The following is a 12,196-nucleotide window of genomic DNA, read 5'->3' as shown; positions in this document are numbered from 1 at the left end:
CTATTAAAGGATTAATATGGATATTAACTTAACGGTTTTTGCTGCACCTATTTTCTTAATTTTAATAGGCATTGAAGTGCTTGTCGCTTATTACAGAAAGAGCAACGCATTCCAATTCAATGATTCTATAAATAATCTAAGTAGTGGCATTTTGGAAGAAATTGCATCATTACCTGTTAGAGGACTAATTATTTTTAGTTATTATTATTTATACGAACATCATGCATATTTCCATATTAACTCTCATTCTATTATCGCCTGGTTTATGCTCTGGCTAGGGGTTGATTTCTGCTATTATTGGTTTCATCGGACAAGCCACCGATGTAATTTTTTTTGGATAGGTCATTCCGTTCATCACCAAAGTGAATATTACAATTTAACGGTTGCTTTACGTCAGGGCTATTTCCAGACCTTAACCTCTTGGGTTTTTTATCTACCTTTGGCCTTAATTGGTTTTCCTACTTCTATGTTTGTTACGGTATCATCTCTAAATACTATTTATCAATTTTGGATTCATACCCAATCTATAAAAAAAATGGGATGGTTTGAAAAAATATTTAATACTCCCTCTCACCACCGAGTACATCATGGCAAAAACCCACAATATATAGATAAAAATTATGCTGGAAGCTTGATTATTTGGGATAAGTTGTTTGGCACCTTCGAACCTGAAAATACTCCTGCTGAATATGGTGTTACTGAACCTTTAGATTCATGGAATCCTTTTTATGCCAATGTCAAAGTCATCAAGGATGTTTTATATTATGGTAAGAACTTACAAAGTAAACTGGATGTTGTTCGCGCCTTTTTTATGCCCCCAGAGTGGATTCTTCATCGTTTAAAACAACAACACTCCATCGTTTCAAAAAAAATTGCTTTTCAGAAAAGCAATCAATCGCCTCGATTATACATGCTTATAAATATTTCATTTGCGATTATTTTATATGGATATTTATCTTTTATTTTTAATCCAAATGCAATGAGCTCATGGTTAATTGGACTATTAATCCTATTCACCCTTTATGAACTTGGAGCGGTAGCCAATGGCAAAAAAATCCTTACAATAGAGTTTTCACGAGCGATACTCATCATTTTTATTTTAATGTTGCTCAAGAAAAATCTATTTTTTTCATTGGGATTAGGCACATTATTTTTCTTGATCAATCAACTATTCATTCATTTTAAATTTTGCAAAAATGAACCTAATATCAACTCAATATCCACTTAGGATATATTGCCAATCAACATCCAGAGCTTGTAATTCTCTATCTAAGACAAAGAACTAAAATTATCTTTGTCTCAAGCTTATACAAGCGGATTTTTAGGTACTGCTGGAGGTGGTGCTGCTGCTGGATAAAAGAAGTAGGTAATAAGTAATATCAGGAAAATAATCGAAGAAATATAAAAGACTATTTTTGCATAGCGTATCGCTGTTGGATCTGTGCCATTATATCCCAAATATCCCGAACCAATAGCTATAATAAAAAAAATAAAAACTCCTGTTAACATGTTATTGTTCCTTCTTCTTCAGAGTTTAAGAAAACCCTTTACTTTATTTAAACAAGTATTATTTTTTAATATAGTTGATTTTTAGGAAATTTCTATTAACAAATCATGAATAATGAGCGTTGATGGGATTATTCTGCCTATTACGGTTTTATATACTATACTTAAAACAGTAATGAAGCTATTTCTTTACCATTCCCCGCAATCAATTGCGGTTTAAAATTAGAAACACTCGCAGATCACTAAATGCGAGTATTAATCAAAACTAAAACAATGATTATTTTGGGGAGAGCTTATGATAGTTGGAGAATACTGTAACAGGGATGTAGTAGTTATCAATTGCAATGAATCAGTAAAGAATGCTGCAGAACTCATGCGCCATTACCACGTTGGTGATTTAGTTTTGCTTGAAGAACAAAAGAATAAAAAAACTCCTATAGGTATTGTCACTGATCGTGATTTGGTCATTGAAGTCATGGCAGCAGGAATCTCTCCCGAATCTATACTCATTAAAGATATTATCACTGAACCTTTTAACAGTATCTTTGAAAATGACAACTTATTAGATGCTTTAGAATTAATGCATTCAAAAAAAATACGTCGTCTCCCTGTTGTTGATAATGATAAAGCACTCGTAGGAATTATTACTCTAGATGATTTTATTGAAATTCTAGCTGAAAACATGGCTAACGTAGTTGATGTCATTAAGCTTCAACAACAAAAAGAAGCCAAACAAAGAACGTAGCTTTAACAACCCCTATACAATATGTATTGTATGTGAGATAAGGAGTTATATAAATGAATAATTCAGTACATTTTCCTATCCAAATAGTATTTAATAATTTGAAGCACTCCCTAGCCATTGAGAATAGTGCATATAAGCATGCCCAAAAATTAGGAAAATACTTTGACCGTATTTTGAGTTGCAAAGTAAGTATTGAAACACATCGTCATCATAATAAAGGAAAAATCTATCATATTCGTGTTGATCTTATTGTGCCAGGTGCAGAATTAGTAGCCAACCGCGACTTGCCTGAAAATCATGCCCATGAAGATGTCTATGTTGCTATAAGAGATGCATTTCTTGCTTTAACTCGCCAACTAAAAAAATATGTTCATAAGCAACGAGGAGAAGTGAAACATCATGAGTCTCCACCTGAGGGTCGTATTCGTGAAATTGCTCCTGTAGCTGATTATGGATTTATTGAAACCGTTGATGGCAGAAGACTTCGCTTTACGAGCAAAAGTGTCATTGATTATGAGTTCGATAAATTGGAAATAGGTTTTCGAGTATCATTTATTGAGGCGATGAGTAATGATGGTCCCGCAGCAAGCACCGTCTATGTTAAGTAATCTATAATTTAGTGATGAAAAAGATTTAAAGTCTTTTTCATCACTAAACCGTCTTAAAACTATTTGCCAGTCTCTTAAATTTTTACGTTAAGCTTACATGTTGCGGTGTACTGAAAAAATCCAAAGCCTGCTCACTTAATACATACTTTAATAAGGGATCACGTTCAGCCTACTGTTAATATATCAGTAGTGATTTTCGAGCAATTTTGGTATATAAATCAAATGCTCTATTAGGCTCTGTTAATTTCATGCATTTTTTTTAGCATTACCTCAGGATAATCCTCGCCCAACATCAGTTAAAAAAGGTAGAGTAACTACATAACATATGCACTTTTCATTGTCACATTACCTAACATTGCTAATTCTTTTTTTAGAAGCACTCATTTTATTAATTAACGTGAGTTTCGGATAAAGGCTCTATTGAGATCCAGCCTCCATTTCGAACCGTTCGGGCTGAGGAGGCATTCATGCCGTCTCGAAGCTTTAGTCCAGAGCTTGAAAATTTGTCCTAAGGCTTCGAGACAGCGCTATGCGCTTCCTCAGCCCGAACGGATCAAAGTAAAACCACACTCTCTTATCCGAAACTCACGTTAATTAATAACTTCTTTTAATAAAATGTCACAATGATATGATAGCTCAATTTTTTAATCCAATAAGGTTTCTTCATGGATAAAAATTTTGATGCAATTTATGTAACTAAACCTGAGTTTCTTTCTGTACTTTGTGAAGAATTAAATGATGTTGTATTTACTTGTGAGGATTTGGTTTTTTCAACTCAGAAAAAAACTGATGTTTGCTTTGCGCAAGATATTTGGTTAGAACCCAAAATTGCCACATTTCAGTCCATTTCAGAGGCAGCAAAAATCCTTCGCCAAACGGGAAAATATTGGTACTTGCATCCTATTTCCCATATACGACGATCACGACTCATCGAAGAACAATTACACAAAATCCCTGCTCTTGCTGGTCATTTTCCTCTTGAAGAAAAAATACCATCTATAGGCGCTTTTAGTTTATTAGATAAAAATACGTTGATATATAGTGCAAAAAGACTTAAAAAGTGGCCTCAAGGAAAATGCTATTTTATTGAAGATAAAATTAATCCGCCTAACCGTGCTTACTTAAAATTATGGGAGGCACTCACTTTGTTAGAAAAATATCCAAAACCAGGAGATAAAGCTTTAGATTTAGGTGCCTCACCTGGGGGGTGGACATATGTCATGCAATCATTAGGAGCCTATGTGACTGCTGTAGATAAAGCCCCTCTTGATCCTAAAATTGCACGGCTACCACATATCAACTATTTACAACAAAGTGCTTTTGCCATAGATCCAATGCAATTGGATCAAGATTATGATTGGGTCTTGTCAGACGTAGCTTGTTACCCTGATCGCGCTTATACACTCATCATGAAATGGATAGAGTCAGAAAAAGCAAAACAAATGATTTTTACTATAAAATTACAAGGAAAAATAAATCTATCCACAATCCAACAGTTTCAATTGATACCTAACTCCTATATTACCAATATGTTTCATAATAAGCATGAAGCTACTTTTTTTTATCCTTTTAAAGCAATAGGAACTATTTAGAGCGCGATTGAAATACAGTAGCTATTCGCACCTCTTACAGGAAAACAAGAGTTTTCGCAAAAAGTCCCACATACTGATGTATACTTTCTAATGGCACCAAGTAAAGGAAAGACTTGGCAGAAATATCAGCCTATAAAAATGGCCGAAGTCTACCTCTTTAAGCAATTACAAAAATAATAAAATATTTGCTAATCTATTTTTTAATTGTAACTTCCCAAGCCAGATCTTTATTCTAACTCGATTCTAAGGACGAACAACATGGACTTAAAACTTAAAGATAAAACTGTATTGGTAACCGGATCTACTGCTGGAATCGGCTTAGCCATTGCTCAAACATTAGCTCATGAAGGTGCTACTGTAGTTATTAATGGTCGTTCGCAAGAGCGCGTAACACAAGCAATTCAGAAAATTCTTACAACTCATCCTGATGCAAAATTAATTGCATCACCTGCTGATCTAAGCCATAAAAAAGAAGTAGATGCATTAATTCAGCAAATACCTACAGTAGATATACTGGTTAATAACGTTGGTATTTATAACGCAAAACCTTTTGTTGATATTACTGATGAAGAGTGGTTACATATATTTGATGTCAATGTAATGAGTGGGGTACGTTTAAGCCGCCATTATCTTGCCTCCATGCTCCAACAAAATTGGGGAAGGATTATTTTTATTTCAAGTGAATCTGGCCTACAGATTCCTGCGGAAATGGTGCATTATGGCATGAGTAAAACAGCACAGCTTGCCATTGCACGTGGAATGGCAGAAATAACAGCAGGCACTAATGTGACTGTAAATTCGGTACTCCCCGGTCCGACGAGTAGTGAAGGTGTTAGCCAATTTGTCACAAGTATTGGGAAAGAGCAAAATAAATCACCTCGAGAAATTGAGGAAGAGTTTTTCAAAACAGTCAGACCCTCTTCATTACTCAAAAGATTTACATCACCCGAAGAAATCGCCAATATGGTGGCCTTCTTATGCAGTCCTTTATCTTCTGCAACTAATGGCGCTTCCGTTCGCGTCGATGGAGGGGTTGTTCGTTCAATTGCATAAGCACAACCGGATCTCAAGATATTGATATGCAAAAGTAATGTTACAAATACAGGTTGAGTCATGTTGTACTCAATCTGTAAAGCATAAAATATTTATTTTTAACAAATCATTTATTCTTCTTTGCTAATTTCTTCAATCGCTTTCAACGAATCAGGAGAAAGCTCAAATGAATCTATATCCAAATCTTCTTGCATGTGATACTGAGAACTTGTACCAGTGAGTGGCAATATTTCTAGTTGCAGAGCAAAACGAAAAATAATTTGTGCTATTGTTTTATGATATTGTTGAGTAAGCTTTTGCAATCTATCAGTAAACAAATAGGATTGATTTGCTGTAAGCAAGGAAAATGCCTGATAAATTATCCCATGCTTTTTACAAAACAAACGAATGGGTAAATCCCATTGAGTATTGGCAAAGCATCGATTTTGTACAAATGACGGTTTAACAGCAGCATGCTTATAAAGCGCTTCAAGTTGGGCCAAATTAACATTCGAAATACCTAATAACCTGACGGTTCCTTCACGGAATAAATCCTCCATAGCACACCAAATCTCTAAATCATCTTGAACTAGCTCTGAATAATAAGATGGGCCATGAAGAATGTAGGAGTCAATATAATCAGTCTGCAAATGTTTTAATGAGCTTGTAACCGATTGGTTCACTTGAGTTTTATAGGAACTCATTTCATCATATGGCTTACGGTGATCTTGACTTGATGCCGGGGTAAATTTTGTTTGTAAAAAGAGATCTGTACGCTTTTTCCCACTGATTTTTAAAAATTGTTGAATTCCAAGGCCAACACCTTCTTCAAAATAATGCTTGCGTTGATTTGCAGTATCAATTCCAGTAAATCCATTTTGTAATGCTTGGTACGTAAGCTCTTGAGTCCTCTCTTCTTTCCAAGCAGTACCATATAAAAATGGTGGAATAATAATATCGTGCAATGTGTGTTTCCATGATTCAAGCATTATTTTTACCTTTACAATTGATAATGGGGCAATATCCTTTATAGTATTCTTTAAAGAGAATAAATCAATGAAATTATTCCTCCTGGAAAATGAATAAATAAGGAACAATTTATGAAAGTTACTTTAATAGGACTTGGTAAAATGGGCTCCGTTTTAGCTGAACGCTTATTAGCAGCCAATTTTGATTTAACTGTATTTAATCGTACAAAAGAAAAAATGGTCCCCTTAATTGAAGCGGGTGCCAAAGGAGCAGAAACTTTAGAAGATGCTGTTAAAGAAGCTAAAATAATTATCACCTGCCTTCTTGATGATCATGCTGTTTTAGAGACTACTCAAAATTTTGTTCACTATCTATCACCCCATGCCATACATGTTGGAACCTCAACTATATTGCCAGAAACTTCAAAAAAATTGTTTGATCTTCATCAAAAACACGGAAGCGCCTACATTGCAGCTAATGTCTTAGGGGTTCCTAAAGCTGCTGCACGAGGTGAACTCACAACAATTGTGGCGGGTTCAGAGGATGTAATTGAGCAATGCAAACCTATATTTGCATCATACTCAATAAAAGTCATTCCTGTAGGCACCCAACCTTTTCAAGCCAATGTTATCAAAATATGCATGAATTATTTCCTGGTCACTGCAATAGAAACCATGGGCGAACTCTATACCTTTGCTGAAAAAAGCCAGATTAATCCTTCTATTTTGAACACCCTATTTCATACTGTATTTGCCCATCCAGCCTTCCAACTTTATGTTGATAAAATTAACCAGCGAGATTTTGATGACGTAAATTTTGATATTAAAGGAGGATTTAAGGACTTGAATTTATTTCAACAAGCTTTTGCTAATGTAGGAGTTGTTCCTGAAATTGCAAATATAATCAAAGATAAGTTTATTATTGCTTTAGCCCATCATATGGAACATAAAGATTGGAGTGCAATTACTGAAATCACACGATTACAAGCTAATCTCTAATAAATTTAAAGTGCTGCTGTGAACTGAAAATACACATCGGCTCACAGAGCCGTAGTTAATTAAATTACTTTCACCTCAATTAGTGGCGCTAATTTTCCTAAAAAACAGAAGAATTGGTTACTCTTATACTTTCTTGGCTACTCGCATCTCTTTTGTTTTCGTTTGAAAGAGTAAATCTTTTTATCTTCTAGAAAATTACTAATGAATATGCTAAAAAATGATAATGCTATTGAGCATCAATTGTCACAAGGAATCATTGGTGGGGATCAATACTTATAGGATATTTTTTAAGAAGTTCTCTTTTGTTCTATTTAGCACTTTTTTTTTATTTTCTTTTTCAATTGATGAGGTAATTGCAGCGAATCGAGTGATCAATTTGGAGGTAGGTTATAAAACAGTATATTTTGCGCAGAAACCCAAAAAAGCAATTGCAGTAAACCAGCAAATTCCGGCACCTACACTCCATTTTAAGGAAGGAGATCATGTCACCATTAATGTCGCTAACCATTTAGATCAAGGTACAGCAATACATTGGCATGGAATATTAGTTCCTTGGCAAATGGATGGTGTGGAAGGTGTATCACAAACTGAAATTCCTCCTGGGGGTACATTCCGGTATCAATTTACCTTAAAACAATCTGGCACTTATTGGTACCATGCGCATGCTGGTTTGCAAGAACAACAAGGATTATATGGTGCTTTTATTGTAGATCCTCTAAAACACCCTAAGTACACATACACTAAAGATTATGTCATTGTTTTATCAGATTGGATTAATACTCAACCTAATCAGGTACAAGCTAACCTGAAAAAATCTGGGGATTATTATGCTCCTCGTTTTCCACTTCAACCTTCACTAGCAAAATTTATTCACGATTATCAAAAAGACACTAAAAAAGAACGCCTCCAGCTTATGGAAGATTATAAAACGATGCAACAAATGCGCATGAGCATTTATGATATCAGCGATGTAGCTTATGATGCATTTTTACTGAATGGCCATACTAATGCCAATCCATGGACAGCCCCTGTTAAAGTAGGTGATATTGTCCGTTTACGCTTCATTGATGCTGGGAGTAGCACTATCTTCCGCATCAAAATACCGGGTACTACTATGAAAGTAGTACATATCCAAGGAAATGATGTCAAACCATATTCTGTTAAAAATTTGACAATCGCCCCTGCTGAAACTTATGACGTCTTAGTGAAAATAGACAAAAATAAACCTTATATTATTTACGCAGCATCAAAAGATACAGTAGGGACTGTGTTCGGAGCTCTAAAAACCAATACTAAGCAATTCATTGATTCTAAAGTAAAACCTTTTCCCGAACCTATACCTGTTACTCAAGAAATGATGAACATCATGATGGGGGGGATGTATCATGGATCCTTACCGAGCAATACCCCCAAAAAACACCCTTTAATGGCTTCAAAAAATCCAAAGCAGGCCATGAAAATGGATCACTCCATGAGGATGGATCATTCCATGAAAATGCCAATTGAACCAACCCGATTTAATGACACAATAGCGCCAACCACACCATCTTTTATGACTTCATTAGATATTAAATATCGCGATATATTCGCCACAGCCCCTACTAATAACCCCAACAAACCTGTTGAAGGAATCATTAATTTAGAGTTATTTGGCTACATGGGACAATACATTTGGTTTATCAATGGCACACCTGGATATAAAGCAAAGCCCATTCCATTAAAACCAGGAAAACGTTATCGTTTTGTATTTACCAATACATCAATGATGCATCATCCTATGCACCTCCATGGTCATTGGTTTATTTTACGTACGGGAAAAAACTCCTTTGATCCATTGATGCATACGCTTGATATTCCACCAGGAGCTACAATCACTGCAGATGTAGATACGGATGCTAGTGGCCAATGGTTCTTCCATTGCCATATGTTGTATCACATGATGTCTGGTATGTCCCGAGTCTTCCAATATTCAACTCTAATAGCGATTACTAATGGGAAATTAAAACCAGAAAACATTGACCAAAATACTAAATATCGTAACAGACCAATTGTACGTGTAGATGAAGCAATCAAGCCTATAAACTCCTCTTTGGTCAAACATCCTATGGCTCACAATGCTGGATTTTGGATGGCAACTTATCTAGATGTGGGTGCTGATCCTTTTCATAATGCACAACGCCTTACTTATAAAGGCATGTACGGACCTGATTATAATAAATTGGAATTATTTACAAATGATGCAGAAATTTACAAAGGAGTTATTGAAAATGCAGATATTGATATTTTTTATTGGCATTTAATCAGCCAATTTTGGGCCATTAAAGGTGGAGCAAATTATTTCAATCAACCCGCAGCAAAACCCTATTGGCAAGCAGGCATTGGCATCGAAGGATTAATGCCATTTTTTATTGCAACAGACATAAGAACTTATTTTTATGGGGGCAGTGTTAAATTTGACATTGAACTTGCCCGCGATACACAAATTACAAATAATTTTTTAATAAAAACGGGGGTTCGCAGTATTATAGCCACTAAAACCGTGATTCCTGCTGAAATTGGTAGTGGTTTGAATCAAATGAGATATACCGTAAGACCTTATTATCGTCTTATGCCTGGCTTAAGCATCTTTGTAGAGTATGAAAATGAGCATGATTATGGTGCATTTAAAATAATTGAAGATGCAAGTACTGTCCCAGATATCTCAAATACTGTTTCTTTAGGGGCAACCTTCCTCTTCTAACAACAGGATCAAAATGTTATTACAGCAAACCATGAATTAAGCTACACTATGCTGAAAAAAATTGGAGCTTTGTATGCTTGCATTGCGTACTCCCCAAAAGAAGGTGCTCGAAAATTTAAATCAAATATTTGCCCTTCTTTGTAAGCTCATCTTACTTCTTATTACGGTGAGTGTCTTTATCCCATTCTCTCCCAAGCTACCCGCATCGGGTATTGATTCTTCATGGGCATTAGGATTAAATCAAGCAGTCGCGCAAGGATTAGCCTTTGGAAAAGACATCATATTTACCTTAGGCCCTTATTCGTCCATCTATACCAAGGCTTACCATCCTACTACTCATATAATGATGGATGTAGGAAGTCTATACTTAGCAATTTCCTATTGGGTAGCCTTGCTGTTTTTAATGAAGAACACCCGATGGTACTGGACCCTCATTTTTTGTGTCCCTCTTTTTGGAATGCTATATGCTCGAGATTCATTATTTTTTTCCTATGCGCTACTTGTTGGATTAATCAGTTTTAAAATGATGTACCAAACCAAGGAAATATCCCACTCAAACAACGCCTGTATGTTTTTAATAGCGTTCTTTTTTACTCCTTTTGGGTTATTGGCTTTAATAAAAGGCTCCATGCTTATTCTTTGCCTCGCGGTAACCTGCTTGTGCTCCATATTTTTTCTTGTCAATAAACAAGTCAAATTTGGTTTAATGTGTTTCGCTTCATTGATTGCCTCACTTACCCTATTTTGGCTTGCAGCAGGCCAATCTATAATTTATTTACCGGACTACTTAGTCAGCAGCCTTTCTATAGCTTCCGGCTTTAGTGAAGCAATGTCTACTATTGGGAATACTAGTGATATTGTACTGTATTTAATAACTTCAAGCTCAATTTTCCTGCTTATTTTATGCCATAAACGAGTACAAGCCGGAGCTAAGTTATTTTTACTTTGCGTTTTTTTTGCTTTTTTGTTTGTTTCGTTTAAAACAGGTTTTACCCGTCATGTTGGTCATGCATTCATACCCGGAACCTCCGTGTTATTAGCAGGACTTTTTTTACCTTTTCTATTTCACTCGGGTAGCACTTATCTCATTCTATTTCTTTCATTAAGTAGCTGGAATTATATTAATGGGCACTACACAAAAATATCCATTTTTGATAATTTTAAATCTTCTTATTCAGCAACATGGCATGGTTTAAAAAGCAGAATCCAAGATTCCCAATGGTTGGAAAAGAATTTTGCATTTACTATGAATTTCTTACGGGAACAAGCAAACTTCCCCTTGCTCCAAGGTACTACGGATATTTATTCATATAATCAGTCTTACCTCATCTCCTCTCAAAATCGCTGGTCCCCTCGCCCAATTTTTCAAAGCTATTCTGTCTTTACCCCTAGTTTGGCCGAAGATAATAAAAAACATTTACAAGGAAGACAAAGCCCAGACAATATTTTTTTTAAAATTGAACCGATTGATGGAAGAGTACCTTCTTTAGAGGATGGAGCAAGCTGGCCTCTATTGCTCACCCATTATAAGCCCACAAAGGTACATAACAATTTTTTGTTCTTACACAAAAGAAAAACGATTGCTCAAGAAAAGGAGTCGCTATTAAGTAGTGAACAACATACTCTTGGAGAACTTGTTATTTTACCAGAACAGAAAAAACCTGTCTTTGCAACAATAGAGATACAACCAACTATTTGGGGAAAGCTAGTAACAATTTTCTTTAAACCAAATCAATTACAGATAATCTTACATTTAAAAAATGGATCTGTGAGGCATTATCGCTTGATTGCAAGCATGGCAAAATCGGATTTTCTTCTTTCCCCTCTTATTGAAAATACCATGGAGTTTTCTTTGCTGTATCAAAAAAATGTCAACTTAAATGAAAAAAGAGTAAAGTCTTTTATGATTACAACCACTCAGGATAATGATTGGTTTTGGAATCACGTTTATACCGTTACGCTTTATTCTAAAACTTAAAAAATATTAACCCTATTTATTATATTGG

At 35.3% G+C, this 12,196-nt stretch carries 10 protein-coding genes; 8 read left to right on the top strand and 2 right to left on the bottom strand.

Annotated features, from left to right (window positions below):
* Nucleotides 1–16: 16 nt before the first annotated feature.
* A complete protein-coding gene (locus tag DYH34_RS08515) occupies nucleotides 17–1,228 on the top strand; it encodes a sterol desaturase family protein (protein ID WP_058463502.1) in 1,212 nt (403 codons plus the stop codon).
* Between the two features lie 77 nt (nucleotides 1,229–1,305).
* Here DYH34_RS08515 and DYH34_RS08510 read toward each other — a convergent pair whose 3' ends face one another.
* Nucleotides 1,306–1,509 (bottom strand): DUF1328 family protein, encoded by a 204-nt coding sequence (locus DYH34_RS08510; RefSeq protein ID WP_058463503.1) that lies wholly within the window; start codon nucleotides 1,507–1,509, stop codon nucleotides 1,306–1,308.
* Between the two features lie 292 nt (nucleotides 1,510–1,801).
* Between DYH34_RS08510 and DYH34_RS08505 the strand changes: the two genes are divergently transcribed.
* The 4 genes from DYH34_RS08505 (at nucleotide 1,802) to DYH34_RS08490 (ending at nucleotide 5,504) form a co-directional block, all read left to right on the top strand.
* Nucleotides 1,802–2,251: a CBS domain-containing protein gene (locus tag DYH34_RS08505; RefSeq protein WP_058463504.1), complete on the top strand. Its 450-nt coding sequence runs from the start codon at nucleotides 1,802–1,804 to the stop codon at nucleotides 2,249–2,251.
* Between the two features lie 53 nt (nucleotides 2,252–2,304).
* Nucleotides 2,305–2,859: an HPF/RaiA family ribosome-associated protein gene (locus DYH34_RS08500; RefSeq protein ID WP_058463505.1), complete on the top strand. Its 555-nt coding sequence runs from the start codon at nucleotides 2,305–2,307 to the stop codon at nucleotides 2,857–2,859.
* A 665-nt stretch (nucleotides 2,860–3,524) separates the two neighbouring features.
* Nucleotides 3,525–4,451 (top strand): SAM-dependent methyltransferase, encoded by a 927-nt coding sequence (locus DYH34_RS08495; RefSeq protein WP_058463506.1) that lies wholly within the window; start codon nucleotides 3,525–3,527, stop codon nucleotides 4,449–4,451.
* Between the two features lie 258 nt (nucleotides 4,452–4,709).
* Entirely contained in the window at nucleotides 4,710–5,504 is a 795-nt protein-coding gene (locus DYH34_RS08490) for an SDR family NAD(P)-dependent oxidoreductase (RefSeq protein WP_058463507.1), read from the top strand.
* Nucleotides 5,505–5,614: 110 nt separating this feature from the next.
* Here the strand turns inward: DYH34_RS08490 and DYH34_RS08485 are convergent, their stop codons facing one another.
* Nucleotides 5,615–6,472, bottom strand: a complete 858-nt coding sequence (locus DYH34_RS08485; RefSeq protein WP_058463508.1) for an aldo/keto reductase family protein — start codon at nucleotides 6,470–6,472, stop codon at nucleotides 5,615–5,617.
* Nucleotides 6,473–6,583: 111 nt separating this feature from the next.
* Between DYH34_RS08485 and DYH34_RS08480 the strand changes: the two genes are divergently transcribed.
* The 3 genes from DYH34_RS08480 to DYH34_RS08470 all read left to right on the top strand — a co-directional run bounded on the left by DYH34_RS08480 (nucleotide 6,584) and on the right by DYH34_RS08470 (nucleotide 12,168).
* The gene (locus tag DYH34_RS08480; RefSeq protein WP_058463509.1) at nucleotides 6,584–7,450 is read left to right on the top strand and encodes an NAD(P)-dependent oxidoreductase; all 867 of its coding nucleotides are present in this window, start codon (nucleotides 6,584–6,586) and stop codon (nucleotides 7,448–7,450) included.
* Nucleotides 7,451–7,790: 340 nt separating this feature from the next.
* Nucleotides 7,791–10,190, top strand: a complete 2,400-nt coding sequence (locus DYH34_RS08475) for a multicopper oxidase domain-containing protein (RefSeq protein WP_420795569.1) — start codon at nucleotides 7,791–7,793, stop codon at nucleotides 10,188–10,190.
* 73 nt (nucleotides 10,191–10,263) lie between these two features.
* On the top strand, nucleotides 10,264–12,168 hold the full coding sequence (locus DYH34_RS08470) for a hypothetical protein (protein ID WP_058463511.1): 1,905 nt from the start codon (nucleotides 10,264–10,266) through the stop codon (nucleotides 12,166–12,168).
* The last annotated feature ends 28 nt before the right edge of the window (nucleotides 12,169–12,196 follow it).

The organism is Legionella cincinnatiensis, assembly GCF_900452415.1.
Classification (GTDB): domain Bacteria; phylum Pseudomonadota; class Gammaproteobacteria; order Legionellales; family Legionellaceae; genus Legionella; species Legionella cincinnatiensis.
The sequence above is the reverse complement of the archived record's forward strand: the minus strand, read 5'-3'. Positions and strand labels throughout refer to the sequence as shown.